The sequence below is a fragment of the Actinomyces succiniciruminis genome (assembly GCF_900002405.1).
GTDB classification, from domain to species: Bacteria; Actinomycetota; Actinomycetes; order Actinomycetales; family Actinomycetaceae; genus Actinomyces; species Actinomyces succiniciruminis.
The window spans coordinates 16,359-32,578 of the sequence record NZ_LK995522.1 but is presented as its reverse complement, the minus strand read 5'-3'; the positions used below and the strand labels follow the sequence as shown (position 1 = coordinate 32,578).

Sequence of the window (16,220 nt, the reverse complement as noted above, 5' to 3'; positions counted from 1 at the left end):
ACGTAAAACAGGGACTCTCTCGTCCCCTTAGGGCTCCTTGGTTGGTTGGGTGTTGAGGGTTTGGATTTCGGCTACGGGGATGGTGGTGGTTGTGCTGGTGGTGTGGGTGTTCATGGTTCCGGTGGCGCCGTCGGTGGCGGTGTAGGTGATCGCGTAGGACACTTTGATGTCTACCGGGGTGACGCTGTCCTTGAAGTGGGCGCTGGAGCGGTTGAAGATGATCTTGCAGTCCGTGCCCTTGGCGTCGTTCTCCTCGGTCCAGGGGATGCCGAAGCCGGTGCAGGTGGCGGTGCCGTCCTTGGGCTGGAGCGTCAACCGACTGGCGGTGGCGGTGATCGTGGCGGTGGTCGACCCCGCGGTGGCAGTCACGGTCACTTCCTTGGGGGTGTCGCCGGTGGCCCACACCCAGGTGTCCATACCCACGATCGTGGCCTGCACATCCCCGACGGTGGGGTTGTAGGCGATCGTGGCGGTCGGGATGGTTACCGCGTCCCAGGCGGCCTGCGCCAGCGTGGCGCCGTCGACCTCGGGCTCCGGGGCAGCCTGCCCGGCGGGGACCCACACCGGCGGATGGAACGCCATGTAGTCCTGAACCACGTCGTTGAACTCGCGCGGGTCGTCGTCGGCCATGTATTGCGAGGAGCAGGTTGCCACGTACCAGCGCCCCTCGGTGTCGGCCGCATACGACTCGTAATCGGGGTAACGGGCTTTCTGCTCCTCCAGCCCCTGCGGGTCGGGATTGTTGTTGTTGCGGTGGTATACGTCGGATGCTGCGCCACCTGGTGAATCAAGCCACTTCGCGGTTTCTGCGCCAGACAGGCCCTCCATATACCAGCACACCGGGTGCACGCTCGCGGTCACCGACTGCGACCACGCCGAAGCGCCACCACCGGAACCAGCAAAGCCGTCCGGAGCCGCCGACACGGACTCCACGCTGACCGCCACCGTCACCGAACCATCCCCACCCTGCGCAACCGAACCAGAAGCACCAGAAGACGAACCAGCGTCAGCGTCGGTATCGGTAGCTCCGCCTCCTAGAGCGACTGCAGGAGCGCCGATGGTGCCTAACCAGAGCCCCAAGGCCAGAACCAGGATCATTACCGGATTCAAGCGATTCATGGGTTATACCACGCATTCATTGGTGGAGAGCGTTTTCTCGACGGAGGATTTCCAGATGTTATCTTCACTCGTCATAGTGACTAGTATGTCGTAACGGGAGTGCGATTCGTTCGTGCTTATGTCTTGTCCCGATGCGTCGTATGTTGTGATGCCTGAAAGGTCTTCGCATACCCGCACTTCGGCTGTGCTCTGGGAGGTGTCGAGGGTGACGACTGCCACTTCGCTGATCGCTATGCGCACCGTTCCCTGATCTGTCTTTCCGTTGAGGTTCTCGAAGTTCTCCGTTATCGTTGCCAGAACATCGCCGGTAGCAACGGCTTGCGCGTTTTCTACGCCGGTGCCGGTGAACCAGATGTTCCAGGTGACCTGGTCGTAGTTGACGAACGCCTTGAGGATCTCGGTCTGCTGCTCGTCCAGGTCCTCGGGGATGGAAGTGACTGTGTAGCGGTCGGTGGACAGTGACTCGGCGGTAACCATGCCAGCCGCCTCCGCCGAGGCTGCCGCAGGCGCGGACGCCTCAACGGCGGCGGCAGACTCCGACGCCTTGGCCGACGCCGCCGCCTCCGGATCGTAGGTAGGAATGCCTAGGGGGTTGTCGTCAGACTCCGATGAGCACGCCACCAGCAATGAACTGGCAAGTAATGCAGCTAGTGCGCCACTGGCAAGGCGCCCGCAAGGACTTCTATAGGTGCGAGGGTTAGTGATATGGTTTGCGAGCATTGGTGTCTCCGAGAGAGTTAGAGAGGCCGGGGCCGGCAAAGCCTCCGGCATAGGGGTGCGCCGTCAGGTAAGACGCGTCCGGCTCGCGGTAAGAGATGTCCTGTGCTGGATGCACGAGCGGCCGGCACACCCATCGTGATGCACATGATGTGTCGGGTGTGACGGCTGCCCGCCTGTTTCGACGCTTACTCGTAGGCGGTCACGTCTGCGAGGTCGGCCGCATCCGTAACGCCGTTGGCCGCGGCGATGTTATTGTGGTTGCGTGCGACGTCGGTTGCGGCGTCGGCTAGCACACCCTCGAAAGCGATGAGCTTGGGGCGGAACTCATCCCAAGCCTCTCGGAAGGACTGCGCGTTGGGACTCTCCCAAGCGGCGTTCTCGAGGGCCGTGTCGGTGTCCGTATGGATGGTGTGGGCGCTCTCGACGTCTTCCTTCAGTGCGTTGTATAGAGTCTCGAGGGTGTCGAGGTCTGCCGAGGTGGTTGCCACTGGTTACTCCTAGGGCTCAGGTTCGGATACATCTCTGTCGCATGGTTTTGACTGAGACGGGTACGTGACCGTGTTCGCGTACCGGGCAAGGTCTAGGTTTCCATTCCGAGCCGCTCAGTGCAAGCGGTTTGGGTAGAACTGCCCATGTGGTGTCGGTGCTTGCGAGAGCGTCACTTCGAGGAAACGGCGTGATTTTGCGGATCTGTGTACCTACGAGAGGTGCGGTGTTGTCATTACCTCAAATATGGTCGCAACGTTGCCGTGGTGTAATCGCATGCGTTGGGGGTACCGTACGGCTGTCCCACAGGTCTCATCCATGAGGTTCCATCCATGTCTCAACCCCAGGACGGCCGCGTCGCTCGGCGCCGTGACCGTGACGCGCGCGGTCTGTCGTCCACCCGTGCCAGGCGCGGGCAGGCCGAGTCGCGCCTGCCCTCCGCGCCTCGGGAGCGGCGGCCGCTGCTGGCCGCACTTGCAGTGCTGCTGATCGTCGGTGGAGCCCTGCTCGCCGGACTGTTGGCTACCCGTGCCGATCACCGAGTCGAGGTGCTCGTGGCTGCTCGCACCGTCCGGGCGGGCGAGGTCATTACCGGCGACGACCTGGTTTCCACCCCTGTCTCCTCCACGCTCGACACGCTCATTCTCGCCAGCCAGACGGAGCAGGTGGTGGGGCGGACGGCCCGCGTAGAGATTGCCAAGGGCCAGCTGCTCGACACCAGTCAGCTATTGGCCTCGTCGCTGCCCGGCGACGGCAGCCAGGTCGTCGGCATCTCGCTCGAAAGCGGTAGGTTCCCCGCGGGGGGCTTGGCTGCCGGTGACGTGGTGGATGTGGTTGACACCAACAGTGGGGCCGTCACGGTCCGCGGTGTGCAGGTGCTCATGGCGGTCTCGACCTCCGGTTCGGACAATGACTGGACCTCCGGTTGCGTGCTGTCGCTGATTGTCAACGAGGTCGACGCTGCTGCGCTCGCCCAGGCCGCTGCGGGCGGGAGCATCGCCGTGGTCCTGACCGCCTCCGACCAGCCGATCGGGGAGGGCTGATGCTGATCTCGGTCGCCTCCGCCAAGGGCTCGCCCGGCGCCACCACGACCGCACATGTGCTGGCCGCCATCTGGCCGCGCGACGTACGGCTGGCCGAGCTGGACCCGGCCGGCTCGGACCTCATGTACCGGCTGCGTACCCAGTCCGACCAACCCATCGACTCCTCACGGGGCCTTGTCTCGCTGGCTGCTGCGACACGACGTGATTCTCGGGCTGCTCTGGACGAGCACTTGACCGCCGTCGACGGCGGCCTGAAGGTGCTCGTCGGCTTGGCCCGTCCTGATCAGGCGGCAGCCATAGGCGCCGGCTGGTCGGCCGTCGCCCATAGCCTGCGTGGCACGGTCGACGTCATTGCCGACGTGGGGCGGCTCACGCCGGGCGCGCCCAGTCTGGCCGTGGCGCTTGCCTCCGACCGCCTGCTCATGGTCGCTCGCCCCGGCGTGGACCAGTACGGGCACCTCCGCGAGCGCCTGCGGTGGATCGCCGAAGAGACCGCCCACCGCGCCGAGCGGCCCGAACTCGGCGTACTGCTCGTCGCTCCCTGGAAGGAGCGCCATGAGGCGCAGGCCCTTCGCCAGCTGTTGCAATCCGGGGGTTTGGATGTTCCGGTGGTCGGCGTGCTCGCGCATGACGATGCGGCGGCGGACGCGCTGTCGGGACGCCGGCCCCGGCCGTTGGAGAACACGCTGTTGGTGCGCTCCGCCCGGGAACTGGCCGCTGGGCTGGCAGGAATGGGGGAGCAGCGATGAGCGTGGACCAGAACCTCGTACGCACCATGCGTGAGGAGGTCGCCGACCTGCTCGCCAAGCAACGGCACGACGACGCCGCCTCCGGCATCCCGCCCATGACCCCGGAGGACGAGCGCCAGTTCGCCCGGGCCCTGATTGGACGCGTGCTGGAGCAGTACGCCCGCACCGAGATCGCCGCCGGGCGCAGTCCACTCGACGCCCAGGCCGAGGAGGAGGTCTCCCAGGGAATCCACGCCGCCCTGTTCGGGGTCGGCCGCCTGCAGCCCCTGCTGGAGGACCCCGACGTGGAGAACGTGGACATCAACGGCTACGACAACGTCTTCATCCAGTACGCCGATGGACGCGAGGAGCGCGGGGCACCGGTCGCCGATTCCGACGACGAGCTCGTCGAGCTCGTCCAGGTGCTCGGCTCCTACTCCGGGCTCGCCTCCCGCCCCTTCGACTCCGCCAACCCACAGCTCGACCTGCGGCTGCCGGACGGCTCGCGCCTGTCGGCCGTTATGGACGTGTGCTCCCGCCCCGCCGTCTCGGTACGCCGCGCCCGCCTGGACAAGGTGGGACTGGATGAGCTCGTTGGCCTGGGCACCATCAGCCCCCGGTTGGCCGCCTTCTGCTCGGCCGCGGTGCGCGCCCGCAAGAACATCATGATCGCCGGTGCCACCAACGCCGGCAAGACCACCTTCCTGCGCGCCCTGGCCAACGAGATCCCGCCGTCCGAACGCCTCATCACCGTTGAGCGTGCGCTCGAGCTCGGGCTCGGAGAATTCTCCGACCTGCACCCCAACGTGGTGGCCTTCGAGGAGCGCCTGCCGAACTCCGAGGGCGCCGGCGCCATCACCATGGCCGACCTGGTGCGACGCTCCCTGCGCATGAACCCCTCTCGCGTGATCGTCGGCGAGGTGCTAGGCGATGAGATCGTCACCATGCTCAACGCCATGAGCCAGGGCAATGACGGCTCCCTGTCCACCATCCACGCCAACTCCTCGGCGGAGGTGTTCAACCGCATCGCCACCTACGCCATCCAGTCCGCCGAGCATCTGCCACAGGACGCCACCAACCTGCTGATTGCGGGCGCCGTCGACTTCGTCATCTTCCTCACCCGCGAGAACCGGTTCAGTGAGGGCGGCTCCATGCGCCGCTATGTGGCCTCCGTGCGTGAGGTCAACGGTGTCGACGGGAGGGTGTTGTCCAGTGAGATATTCGCCGACGACGGCTCCGGTCATGCCCAGCCGGCGGCTCCCATCGAATGCATCGACGATCTGATTGAGGCCGGCTATGACCCAGCCGCCGCATATGTGCGGGAGGCCTGATGCACAACTCGACCGCCATGGCCGCCCTGCTGGCCGGGGCCCTCATGGGTGCCGGAATCTTCCTGCTGATCACCTTCATCATGGGCGTCGATCTACTTCCCGCCAATACCACCCACACCGAGGCCGGCCGCAAACCGCTGATCCGGCGGGACCTGCGCCGGATCCTGCTTGCCGCCGGAGTCGTCCTCGCCGTGCTGGTGCTGACCCGCTGGGTCGTGCTCGCTACGGCCGGCGGTGTGCTCGTGCTGGTGTGGCCGCTGCTGTTCGGCGGCGCGCGCCAGGAGCGGGAGGCTGCCGCCAAGGTGGAGGCGCTGGCCACCTGGGCGGAGTCACTGCGCGACACGATCGCCGGCGCAGTCGGTCTGGAACAGGCCATCCCCGCCACCGTCTACGCTGCGGCCCCGGCCATCCGCGAAGACCTGGCACTGCTGGCCGACCGGATGCGCGTGCGCGTGCCCATGGGTACCGCCCTGCGTCAGTTCGCCGACGATCTGAACGATCCCACGGCGGATCTGATGGTGTCCGCGCTGATTATGAACTCGCGGTTGCGTGGGCCCGGACTGCGTCAGCTGCTCGGTTCCCTGGCCGACACCGCACGCGCCGAACTGGACATGCGCCAGCGAGTTTCGGCCTCCCGGGCCGGGACCCGTCGCTCGGCCCAGATCGTCGTGATCTTCTCCATCGTGGTGATGCTTGCACTTGCGCTGTTCAACCGAAGCTTCGTGGAGCCGTATTCCAGCGTCCAGGGACAGCTGGTCCTGCTCGTGGTGGTGGGGCTGTTCGCCGTGGGTCTGATGTGGATGCGGCGCCTGGCCGGCGTGGTCCTTCCGCGCCGATTCCTGACCGTCACGAATGGGGACGCCGTATGAGCATCTGGATTCTGGTCGGCGGCGCCGTCAGCGGGGCCGGCGTGCTGCTGCTGACGCTCATCCTCGTGCCGCCGCGGGTGCAGCCCGCTCCGGCACTGGCCGAGTTGGACACTCTGCGCGATGAGGCTCGGCTGCGCCGCGACGCCCGCCGCCTGAACCCGGCCGAGGGCGCACTGCCGGATTGGTTGGAAACGGTAGGCTTCCGTTCGGCGGGGCTGCTAAGACGCACCGGCATCGGCCTGGGATCGCTGTCATCCGACCTGGCCGTGGTGGGGCGGTCTCTGGAACGGCACCTGGTGATCTCGCTCATGTGCGGGTTGACTGCATTTGCCGCGCCACTGACCCTGGTCGGGGTCGCTACCGCCCTCGGCAGCATCACGTCCTGGGAGACGCCCGTACTGGCATGCCTGGTACTCGGCGCGCTCGCGGTCATCCTGCCCACCGTCAGATTGCGCGGGCAGGCAGATGCGGCGCGCCGGGACTTCCGGCACGTGGTGGGCTCCTACTTGGACCTGGTGTCCATGTCCCTGGCCGCCGGTCGGGGCGTGCCCGAGGCCCTCGACTCCGCCGCGACACTGTCCGACGACCCGGCGATGGTGCGCATCCGGGATGCTCTGGCCGCCGCGCGCCTGCGCGGTGAGACCCCCTGGGCCGCCATGGGACAGCTCGGTGACCAGTTGCGGATTGACGAGCTGCGCGACCTTTCGGCCGCGCTCGCGCTCGTCGCCGAAGACGGTGCCAAGATCCGCGAGTCCCTGTCCGCCCGCGCCACCAGCATGCGGCGGCGTGAGTTGGCCGACGCCGAGGGCAAGGCGGGGGAGAGCTCGGAATCCATGCTGGTAGCACAGCTGATCATCGCGATGGGGTTCATCGTGTTCCTCGTCTATCCGGCCCTCGCCGGAATCATGGGAAGTACCTGACACCGGGGACTCCCACACCGCAAATTCCACAGAAAAGCCCCCAGAAAACCCTGCAGAAAGGAAAGCATCATGCTCCGCCTAATGTGCACACTCCAGATCCTTGCCGGCGACCTCGCCGGTACGGTTCGGGACCGCCTGAACGCCCACACCGGCGAAAAGGGCGCCTCCACGGTCGAGTGGGTCATCATCACCGGCTTCCTGATTGCCCTGGCCGCCCTGGTTGGACGCGTCGTTTACGGGCTGGTCCAGGACGCTTCCTCTACCCTCGATGTGCCCAGCCTGGACGGCGGCGACTGACCATGGCGTTGGCACGGCTGCGAGGACGCCTGCGGGCGGAGACCGGGGCCTCCTCGGTGGAGCTCCTGGTCTTCTTCCCGCTGTTGATGCTCATCATCCTCATCACCGTGCAGGTCGCGCTGTCCTGGTACGGCCATGAGGTGGCCATCTCCACGGCCCGGGAGACGGTTCGGATAGTGCGCGACGGCGGCACCGCACCGGCTCAGGTCGCTCAGGCGGAGGCCGACGGTGCCCGCTATGCCATGCGGGTGGGCAGCGGCCGTGCACTGACCGATGTCGACGTGCACGTCGATATCGACGGCGACGAGGCTCGGGTCACCGTGACCGGTGCCTCCATGGATATTGTCGCCGGCCTCGCCCCAGGCATCGAGGCCTCCGTCACCGCACCGATCGAGATCTTCAGGGAGGACACATGAGGATCGCCGTGTGCACCTATTGCAGACGTGCGCGCCGTCGCCCCCGGTGGCGTGGCGAGCGCGGCACCATGTCGGTCGAAATGGTCCTTATCGCGCCCGCTCTGCTCATGGTGGTCATGCTCGTCGTCGCTGCCGGGCGCTGGGTCTCCGCCGAGGGCATGACCCAGGCCGCCGCCCGTGATGCCGCCCGCGCCGCCTCGATGGAACGCTCTGCCGGCACGGCGGCAGCGGCGGCCGCCTCCAGCCTGGCCGTGGCCGACACTGCCGCCGCCGAGTGCAGTTCCGACACGGACGTGTCCGGCTTCTCCCGTGGCGGCTCCGTGAAGGTCACTGTCAGCTGCCAGGTGCGGCTGGCCGACCTCGGGCTGGTCTTCCTGCCCGGCACCACAACTGTCACCTCCAGTTCCATCTCCCCGGTAGACACTTGGCGGGGAACCCGATGAACGCCTGTCGCAAGGAACGCGGATCCACCTCGGTATTCGCCGTAATCGTCGTAGCGGTGCTGATGGCCCTGGCCGGACTATGCATCGACGGTGGCCGGGTGCTCAATGCCCGCGCCACCCTGGCCGACACCGCCGAACAGGCAGCCCGTGCCGGCGCCCAACAGGTCTCTGCCGGGTCACTGCGTGGCGCTGGCGGAATCGTCCTCGATTCGGCGGGGGCACGTGCGGCCGCATCCAGCTACCTGAATGCCACCGGCATCGGTGCGGACCGCTTCACTGTCACCACGACCGGCCAGGACGTGGTGGTCACGCTGGAGGACGACGTTCCCACCACCATGCTTCGCTTCGTGGGCGTAAGCACCGTGCACGTGAGTGTCGCCGGTGACGCCCACGCTGCAGCCGGCATCAGCCAGGAGGAAATGTGACCCCTACACTTCAGCGCACGGCGCCGGGACCGGCTCGCTTCCGCGCGCCAACCCCGGAGCAGCGCGAGCCCCTGTGGCGCTCGATCCTGTCTGTGCTGGTGCTGGTGGCCGTAATCATCGGCCTGCCCTGCCTGCTGTTGTCGCAAGTTGGGCTGCCGCCGCTGCCGCGGCACCTGGACGCCTCGCTGCTGACCCGCCCGGTCAGCGCTGAGACCGTGCTCGGCGTGCTCAGCTGGGTGGTATGGCTCGCCTGGTTGCAATTCACTGCTTGCACCGTCGTCGAGGTGATCTCTGCGCTGCGCGGCCGCGGCCTGCCCGCGCATGTGCCGCTGGCGGGTGGCACGCAGGCACTTGTGCGGCGGCTGGTGACTTCCGCACTGGTGCTGGGTGCTGTTGCCGCTCCCGCTGCTGTCGCAGCGCCCGTGTCCGCCCCGGAACTCCCCCCGGTCGCGACCGTGCAGACGCACGCCGCCGACACGACGCCGTCACTGAGCCAGGCCGCTGCTTCCGCCACCAGCAGCGCGGAGGGGCCCACCGAGGCGAGCTCCCCGGGAGAACAGGCTCAATCCGTCCGCTACATGCTGGGCGATACCGAGCTTCTCGCCGATATCGGGGCCGAACTCGTCGGGCAGCGCGTCTACGTGGTCCAGCCACCCGCCGGCCGCTATCACGACAATATGTGGGATATCGCCGAGCGCACCCTGGGCGACGGTCGTGCCTACCAGCAGATCTACGATCTCAACGTCGGCAGGGTCCAGCCCGACGGCCGCTCCCTGGAACTCGCCCGGCTCATTCAGCCCGGCTGGTACCTGATCGTGCCCGAATCCGCGCAGGACGTGGACCGCGTCGTCGCCGTGCCCGTCGAGGAGACCACGCAGGCGGATGCCTCTGCGCACAGTGCTACCGCCAGCAGTGACACCGCGGCGGGTACAAGCGATACGGTGGCGGCCGCCAGCAATGTGGTCGCCGCGGTGCCGGATGTGCCACCGGCCCAGATGCCCGCCATCGGCGCCCTTATGGCCGCCACCTTCACCGCCATCCTTGCCGATCGACGGCGCCGCGCCATAGCGGCGTCCCCGGGAGACGATGCGCTCGAATTCGAACGCCTCATGCGGGTGGGCGCCGACCCGGTCCGCGCGGACCGGTTGCATCGCATCCTGCGCTCGCTCGGCGCCGTGTCGGGGCGTCCCGAGCCCTACGCCGTCGTCATCGATGATGCGGCCTGCCGGCTGCTCCTGCCGCGTCCGCTCCCGCAACCGCCGCACCCGTGGACTACCGAAGACGGCGGCTCTACCTGGAGCCTCCCGGCCGGGGGCGAGCCGACGGCGCCTGTCGGCGACGCGGACGGCGGCACAGTCCTGCCTGGACTGGTAACCATCGGACGCGACGAGAATGGGGCGGACATCCTCATCAACCTGGGGGCGGTGGACGGCGACGTGGTGGTTGGGGGAGAACCCACCATGGCCGCCGAACTCATTACCGCCCTCGCCCTCGAGCTCGGTACCAACCCGTGGTCACAGGGCGCCCTCGCATACACCCTGGGGCTGCCGGCGGTCCTACAACGCATCGGAGGCGATCGCCTGCATGCTGTCGCCAGTCTCGACGACATCTCGCCGGCCCAGGCCATGGATCCCGACAGCATCCTCACCGGCCAGCGGCACACCCGGCAGACCTTCGTCCTGACCTCCGGTCAGGAAGCCACGGAACCGGGACAGCACGACCTCAGCCTCGTCAGGACTGGACCTTCCCGGGGCGCTCGCTGGCGCATTGAGATCGATGCCTCCGGTATGGCGCGGATCGACCCGCTGGGAGTAGTCGTGACCGCCACCCGGGCAACGGGTGAGGAACTCGATGCGCTCGCCGGCCTATTGGGGTCCGCGGCTCCCGCGCCTCCGGGAGACGATTCCCGTCCGCCTGTGCCGGATCCGCCGCAGCCCCCGCTGTCCACGGTGGCGCTACGTTCGGCCGCCATCAGGATCCTGGTGCTGGGCCCTGCCAGCGTCGACGCTCCTGGGACGGTCGACCCGGACCGCCGCGATCGGCTCACCGAGGCAGCGATCTGCCTCGCCCTGCACCCGCGGGGCATCCGCCCGGAGGCCCTCGGCGCCATGCTCTGGCCCCTCGGCGTCACGGGCGACGTGGTGGCCGCTACGGTGCGGCGCCTACGCGACTGGCTTGGCACCGACTCCCAGGGCATCCCACATGTGCGCCAGGACGAGGAGGGACGACTGCTTCTCGGTCCGGACGCCGTCTGCGACTGGGACGTGCTGCGCTCCTTGCTGTCCGCCTCCCGACGCAGCGATATCCAGCACGAGGCAGAACTGCTGCTCGAGGCGCTGCGACTGGTGCGCGGTCCGGTGGGCGTTGGGATTCCGGCCGGCGGCTACGCCTGGCTGGCCCGTGTGCGCACCGCCCGCCAGGCCGACGCGCTCGTTACCGACGCTGCCCACCGGGCCGCCCAATTACTGCACGACACCGACCCCGATGGGGCGGCGCTCGCGGTCGACACCGGACTACGGGTGGTCGACCTGGACCAGCGTCTGTGGCGCGATCGCTTGCGCCTTGCGGCCGCCCGCGGGCAGGGCGAGCTACTCGACGCGGTTGCAGCCCTACTGAACGCCACCGGCGCGGACGAGGTCGCGGAAGTGGATCCGGCTACCGCGGCCCTCGTCGAGGAACTGGCCCCGGGCGCCTCCGTCCGCCGCGCCACCGCCTAAGACAAGTAATCATGCGCGTACTGCTCAGTGTCCACCCCACCGCCGCCGACGGGCGGCAGCCCCGCGACCTGATCGTCACCGCCCAACCGGAGTCAACGGTCAGGGAGCTTGCCGACGTACTCGATCACGCGCTGGTCGGCACGTCTGGCGGAGAGCTTTCGGAGCAGCCGCTCAAACTCGTGGTTGCGCGCCAGGACGATGCGCGCGAGCGACACCGTCCGTCCCCCTCCCTGTGGACCGGCTCCACCCGACTGGACCCGGGGGCCAGGCTGGGGGAGGGGGCCGTGTACGACGGCATGGTGCTCGGCCTGGGCGGTCCCGCCAGCCTGCCCGATGACGAGCCCGACGGCGTCGTTGAACTGCGGGTCGTCTCCGGCCCGGGCGCGGGTGCGGTGCACCGCCTTGGACTGGGGCGCTACACGATCGGGGGCACCGATGCCGACGTCCACCTGGAGGAGCAGGAGGCCGGCGCCCTGATTGACCTCGTCGTATTCTCGGGCGGCCGCGCCGTACTCAGCCCGCGGGACGAGGCCATCGACCGGCTCATGGAACTCGCCCCGCTGCGGAAGCACGCCTTGCCGGGGCCGCTGGTCCTGGGATTGAAACGGGAGCCTGTCCTCGAGCGCCGGCGCAGAAACCGGAAGAAGGACGAGGCCGACGAGGAAACCGTCAACACTCTGGAGGAACAGCAGCCCGACGCCCCCCGCAGCTTCCTGGAACTGGATCGCCGTGCGCTGCAACCCGACACCGTCTGGGAGGACGGAGCGGTGCTGTCCGTCGGGAACAGCCAGCTGGTCATCGGCCCGGTGCCAACCGCGGACGCGGTAGCCACTCCAACTCCGGGCGAGCCCACCATCGACTTCAACCGGCCCCCGCGCCTGGCCCGTCCCACGCGGGAACGGGTATTCACCCTGCCGCGTGAGCCCCAGCAGCCCCGCAAACCGCCGTTTCCGTTCGCGCTGCTCCTGTCGCCACTGGTGATGGGCGGCGGCCTATACCTGATGACCCACCGGACCGCGACGCTGTTGTTCGTGCTGCTGTCCCCGCTCATGATGCTGGCCAACCGCATGCAGGGCCGCTCCAGCCGCAAGCGCATCTACCGTGACGAGGTGCGGCGCTACCGCCAGCAGAAGGCCGCGACCGAGTCCGCCGCCCATCGGGCCCTACTGGAGGAACGCGGCCTGCGCCGCCTCGACTCTCCGGACCCGGCGGAGGTCCTGCTGCGAGCCACCGGCCCCCGTTCGGGGCTGTGGGAGCGCCGCCCCGGCGACCCGGACTGGCTCGACCTGCGCCTGGGCACCGCGGACGTGCCCAGCGAGGTTGTCCTTCAGGACCCCACCCGCGCCTCATACGAGGAGCCGCTGCGCTGGACCGTCCCAGACGTCCCGGTGACGCTTGGACTCGGGCGGCTCGGCGCCGTAGGCGTTGCCGGAGAGAAGCGGCACCGGGTGGCCGCATGGCTGGTGGCCCAGGCATCCGTGCTGCACTCCCCGGCCGAGCTGGACCTGGTCATCCTGACCGACCCGGGACGGCAGGATCCGGGCCGGTCCGAGTGGGACTGGGCGCGTTGGCTGCCGCACCTGCGCACCCCGGAGGGTGTCGGGGCCAGGGCGCGCGTAGGACTCGACGAGGAGACCGTCACCCGACGCATCAACGAACTGCTTGAGACCATTGAGTCCGGCCCGGCGGAAGGGATCAGTGGACGCCCCGGCCGCATCCTGGTGGTGCTGGACGGGGCGCGGGCACTGCGCCTGGCTCCCGGCATGGTGCGCATTCTGCGCGAGGGCCCCCAGCACGGCATTCACCTGCTGTGCCTGGATACGGATCGGACAGCCCTACCGGAGGAATGCCGCGCCGTGGTCGCCACCGGGCCGGGCCCGGTGACTCTCGCAGAGACCGACCGCGATGAGATTGAGCAGGTCAACTTGGATCTCGTGCCCGCAGGGTGGTGTGAGCGGGTGGCCCGGGCCTTGGCCCCGATCCGTGATGTGTCCGCGGCCGCCGCGGAAGGCTCGATCCCCACCAGCTCCAGATTCCTGGACGTGGTCGGCATGCCCGAGCCCAACGGCCAGAGTGTGCTGGAGGCATGGCAGCGGGTGGGGCGTACCACCCGAGCCATCATCGGAGAGGATGCGGAGGGACTGTTCGCCGTGGACATCCGCGCCGACGGGCCGCACGCACTGGTGGCCGGCACCACCGGCTCGGGTAAGTCCGAGCTGCTGCAAACCCTGATCGCCTCCCTGTGCGTAGGCAACTCGCCCGATGACATGACCTTCGTACTGATCGATTACAAGGGCGGTGCTGCCTTCAAGGACTGCTCCCGGCTGCCGCACACCGTGGGCATGGTCACCGACCTCGATGGGCACCTTACGGCCCGGGCACTGGAATCGCTCGGTGCCGAATTACGCCGGCGCGAACTGCAGCTGGCACGCGCCGACGCCAAGGACATAGAAGACTATGTGGCGGCCATGAAGCCCGGGGACGAGCCCATGCCACGGCTCATGATCATCATCGATGAGTTCGCCGCGCTCGTGGCGGAGCTGCCCGACTTCGTCACCGGTCTGGTGGATATCGCGCGCCGGGGACGCTCCCTGGGCGTGCACCTGGTCCTGGCCACGCAGCGGCCCGCCGGCGTGGTCTCCGCCGAGATCAAGTCCAACACCAACCTGCGTATCGCCCTGCGCGTGACCGACGAGGCCGACTCCGACGACGTCATCGAATCGGCGGCCTCCGCGCAGATCCCGCCGTCCATCCCCGGACGCGCATACGCCCGGCTGGGGCACGCCAGCCTACGGCAGTTCCAGGCCGCACGGGTCGGTGGGCGCCCCCGCGGCGCCCTGCCGCAGGCGGCGCTGCGCACCAGCGCCCTGACTTTGGCGGAGATGTCCCGTCCCGAGGCCGCCGCGCCCCAGCTGGAGGAGGACGTCTCGGTCCCCACCGATCTGGCCACCCTCGTAGACGCCATGAACCGGGCCCACGAGGAAACCGGACGGCCCACCCCGCACAGCCCGTGGCTGGCCCCCCTGCCCGAGAACGTGACCCTCGACCAGTTGGAGGAACGACAGGACGCCGAGACCTCGGGTGCGGATGCCACGCAGACGAGTGATGACGAGACGGCCACGCCAGAAGCCGAGGCCGAGTTGAGGGCGCGGGGCTTGCTGCCCCCGCTGATCCTCGGACTGGAGGACATCCCCTCCGAGCAGGCCCAGCGGGTGATGAGCTGGGACTACACGCGGGCCGGGCACCTCGGCGTAGCGGGGGCGGCGCGATCCGGTCGTTCGTCGCTGCTGCGTGCACTCGCCGTAGCGGCCGCGCGCACCGCCTCGCCCGAAGACCTGCACATGTACGGCATCGACGCCGGTACCGGAGCGCTGTTGCCGCTGGTCTCCCTGCCACACACCGGCGCAGTGGTCACCCGCGACCAGCCCGAACGGTTGCGTCGGCTCACCGACCTCCTGAGTAAGGAGGTCAGCCGCCGCCAGCAGGCGCTCGCCGTCGCCGGATTTGCTTCGATCACCGAGCAACGAGCCGCGGTCACGCCCTCGGAGCGCATGTCCTACCTGTTGCTGCTACTGGATCGCTGGGACGGCTTCAAGGCGGCCTTCGAACAGGTTGACAACGGGCTGCTCCTGGATCGGATGGAGACGCTGCTGCGGGAGGGGCCCGCCGCCGGGCTGCGCGTCGTCATCTCCGGCGACCGCGGCACCTTCAGGGGGCGCATGGGCATGATGCTCGAGGATCGGATCGTGCTGCGCATGCCCGCCGCGGAGGACTTCGAACTAGTCGGCATGCGCAGCCGTGACGTGCCCCAGTCCATGCCTCCTGGACGCGCCTTCCGCAGCGGGACTAGCGTGCGGGAGGTACAACTCGCGTTGCTCGACGCCGACGCAGCCGGTACTGCTCAGGTTGCCGCGGTGCACCGGGAGGGCGAGGAGGCCAAGCAGCGCTGGGGGAAGATTCCGGCGGCCCGTCGGCCCGCGCGCGTGGACGAGTTGCCGCTGGCTATTACGACCGCCGATGCGCTGGCGCTGGGGCCGCGGCCGACTCCGGGCGAATTCGCGCTCGCGGTGGGCGGCGACACGCTGTCCATGCTTCCGCTACGCATGGACGAGGTCGGCAACGGCGTGCTGGTGACGGGGCCGCGGCGCTCGGGCAAGTCGACGGCCCTGTGCTTCGGGCTTCGAACCGCGCTGGACGGCGGCGCCCCGGTGATCCTCGTACTCGCCCGCCGGTCGCCGGTGAGCGAATTCCGAAACCACCCCCGGGTCGTTGGAGTGCTGGACAGTTCGGCCAAGGCCGACGACCTGCGGAAGCTATTGCAGGTCCACGGCACGCAGACCCTCGTCGTGGTGGATGACTACGACGTGCTGGGCAATGATCATGCCCTGGTGAAAGTGTTTGAGGAGCACGTCAAGGCATGCCGTGACCAGAGCGGTGGCGTGCTGGTGGCCAGTGGCGTGGACGAGCTGACAGGCATGTACCGGGGCCTGATGACTCTGATTAAGCGGAACCGGGCCGGGCTCATCCTGGCTCCGCGCTCTTCGCAGGACGGCGAGGTCCTGTCCGCCCGCCTGCCCCGTTCCGTGGGACAACCCGTTCCGTTGGGGCGCGGCATCCTGGTCAGATCGGGCACTTGGGCCTGGGCGCAAGTGCCCAGCGGCGGTAGTGCGGGCTAGGCCCTGAGCCGCCTAACGCTAAGGGGTGTT

The 16,220-nt window shown here is 68.5% G+C and carries 14 protein-coding genes; 11 read left to right on the top strand and 3 right to left on the bottom strand.

Features of this window, described 5'->3' with window-relative positions:
* Positions 1-27 precede the first annotated feature (27 nt).
* From BN1056_RS14765 to BN1056_RS09740, 3 genes are all read right to left on the bottom strand, one after another.
* Entirely contained in the window at positions 28-951 is a 924-nt protein-coding gene (locus BN1056_RS14765) for a hypothetical protein (protein WP_244671634.1), read from the bottom strand.
* A 171-nt stretch (positions 952-1,122) separates the two neighbouring features.
* The gene (locus BN1056_RS09745) at positions 1,123-1,839 is read right to left on the bottom strand and encodes a hypothetical protein (protein WP_210580760.1); all 717 of its coding nucleotides are present in this window, start codon (positions 1,837-1,839) and stop codon (positions 1,123-1,125) included.
* Between the two features lie 185 nt (positions 1,840-2,024).
* Positions 2,025-2,327, bottom strand: coding sequence for a hypothetical protein (locus BN1056_RS09740; RefSeq protein WP_210580758.1), 303 nt, complete (start codon positions 2,325-2,327; stop codon positions 2,025-2,027).
* 330 nt (positions 2,328-2,657) lie between these two features.
* Between BN1056_RS09740 and BN1056_RS09735 the strand changes: the two genes are divergently transcribed.
* The 11 genes from BN1056_RS09735 (at position 2,658) to BN1056_RS09685 (ending at position 16,190) form a co-directional block, all read left to right on the top strand.
* Positions 2,658-3,368 carry an SAF domain-containing protein gene (locus tag BN1056_RS09735; protein ID WP_210580756.1) on the top strand — a complete coding sequence of 237 codons (711 nt, stop codon included), beginning with the start codon at positions 2,658-2,660 and terminating at the stop codon, positions 3,366-3,368.
* Entirely contained in the window at positions 3,368-4,117 is a 750-nt protein-coding gene (locus BN1056_RS09730; protein ID WP_210580753.1) for a CpaE/TadZ family protein, read from the top strand. Before BN1056_RS09735 ends, BN1056_RS09730 begins: the two co-directional genes overlap by 1 nt.
* Entirely contained in the window at positions 4,114-5,427 is a 1,314-nt protein-coding gene (locus BN1056_RS09725; RefSeq protein WP_210580752.1) for a TadA family conjugal transfer-associated ATPase, read from the top strand. Before BN1056_RS09730 ends, BN1056_RS09725 begins: the two co-directional genes overlap by 4 nt.
* On the top strand, positions 5,427-6,296 hold the full coding sequence (locus BN1056_RS09720; RefSeq protein ID WP_210580750.1) for a type II secretion system F family protein: 870 nt from the start codon (positions 5,427-5,429) through the stop codon (positions 6,294-6,296). Before BN1056_RS09725 ends, BN1056_RS09720 begins: the two co-directional genes overlap by 1 nt.
* Positions 6,293-7,216, top strand: a complete 924-nt coding sequence (locus tag BN1056_RS09715; protein ID WP_210580748.1) for a type II secretion system F family protein — start codon at positions 6,293-6,295, stop codon at positions 7,214-7,216. The genes BN1056_RS09720 and BN1056_RS09715 overlap by 4 nt, the downstream gene beginning before the upstream one ends.
* A 69-nt stretch (positions 7,217-7,285) precedes the next feature.
* A complete protein-coding gene (locus tag BN1056_RS09710; protein WP_210580745.1) occupies positions 7,286-7,513 on the top strand; it encodes a hypothetical protein in 228 nt (75 codons plus the stop codon).
* Between the two features lie 2 nt (positions 7,514-7,515).
* Entirely contained in the window at positions 7,516-7,929 is a 414-nt protein-coding gene (locus BN1056_RS09705; protein WP_210580742.1) for a TadE/TadG family type IV pilus assembly protein, read from the top strand.
* On the top strand, positions 7,926-8,372 hold the full coding sequence (locus BN1056_RS09700; protein WP_210580741.1) for a TadE family protein: 447 nt from the start codon (positions 7,926-7,928) through the stop codon (positions 8,370-8,372). The genes BN1056_RS09705 and BN1056_RS09700 overlap by 4 nt, the downstream gene beginning before the upstream one ends.
* On the top strand, positions 8,369-8,797 hold the full coding sequence (locus BN1056_RS09695; protein WP_210580738.1) for a TadE/TadG family type IV pilus assembly protein: 429 nt from the start codon (positions 8,369-8,371) through the stop codon (positions 8,795-8,797). The genes BN1056_RS09700 and BN1056_RS09695 overlap by 4 nt, the downstream gene beginning before the upstream one ends.
* The gene (locus BN1056_RS09690; RefSeq protein WP_210580736.1) at positions 8,794-11,514 is read left to right on the top strand and encodes a hypothetical protein; all 2,721 of its coding nucleotides are present in this window, start codon (positions 8,794-8,796) and stop codon (positions 11,512-11,514) included. Before BN1056_RS09695 ends, BN1056_RS09690 begins: the two co-directional genes overlap by 4 nt.
* 11 nt (positions 11,515-11,525) lie before the next feature.
* Positions 11,526-16,190: an FtsK/SpoIIIE domain-containing protein gene (locus tag BN1056_RS09685; RefSeq protein WP_210580734.1), complete on the top strand. Its 4,665-nt coding sequence runs from the start codon at positions 11,526-11,528 to the stop codon at positions 16,188-16,190.
* Positions 16,191-16,220 lie beyond the last annotated feature (30 nt).

Bases quoted from the DNA above. Each gene is read 5' to 3' on its own strand.
- BN1056_RS09695 (WP_210580738.1), top strand. From the start codon at position 8,369: ATGAACGCCTGTCGCAAGGAACGCGGATCCACCTCGGTATTCGCCGTA.
- BN1056_RS09735 (WP_210580756.1), top strand. From the start codon at position 2,658: ATGTCTCAACCCCAGGACGGCCGCGTCGCTCGGCGCCGTGACCGTGAC.
- BN1056_RS09685 (WP_210580734.1), top strand. From the start codon at position 11,526: ATGCGCGTACTGCTCAGTGTCCACCCCACCGCCGCCGACGGGCGGCAG.
- BN1056_RS09745 (WP_210580760.1), bottom strand. From the start codon at position 1,839: ATGCTCGCAAACCATATCACTAACCCTCGCACCTATAGAAGTCCTTGC.
- BN1056_RS09725 (WP_210580752.1), top strand. From the start codon at position 4,114: ATGAGCGTGGACCAGAACCTCGTACGCACCATGCGTGAGGAGGTCGCC.
- BN1056_RS09710 (WP_210580745.1), top strand. From the start codon at position 7,286: ATGCTCCGCCTAATGTGCACACTCCAGATCCTTGCCGGCGACCTCGCC.
- BN1056_RS09720 (WP_210580750.1), top strand. From the start codon at position 5,427: ATGCACAACTCGACCGCCATGGCCGCCCTGCTGGCCGGGGCCCTCATG.
- BN1056_RS09715 (WP_210580748.1), top strand. From the start codon at position 6,293: ATGAGCATCTGGATTCTGGTCGGCGGCGCCGTCAGCGGGGCCGGCGTG.
- BN1056_RS09705 (WP_210580742.1), top strand. From the start codon at position 7,516: ATGGCGTTGGCACGGCTGCGAGGACGCCTGCGGGCGGAGACCGGGGCC.
- BN1056_RS09730 (WP_210580753.1), top strand. From the start codon at position 3,368: ATGCTGATCTCGGTCGCCTCCGCCAAGGGCTCGCCCGGCGCCACCACG.
- BN1056_RS09700 (WP_210580741.1), top strand. From the start codon at position 7,926: ATGAGGATCGCCGTGTGCACCTATTGCAGACGTGCGCGCCGTCGCCCC.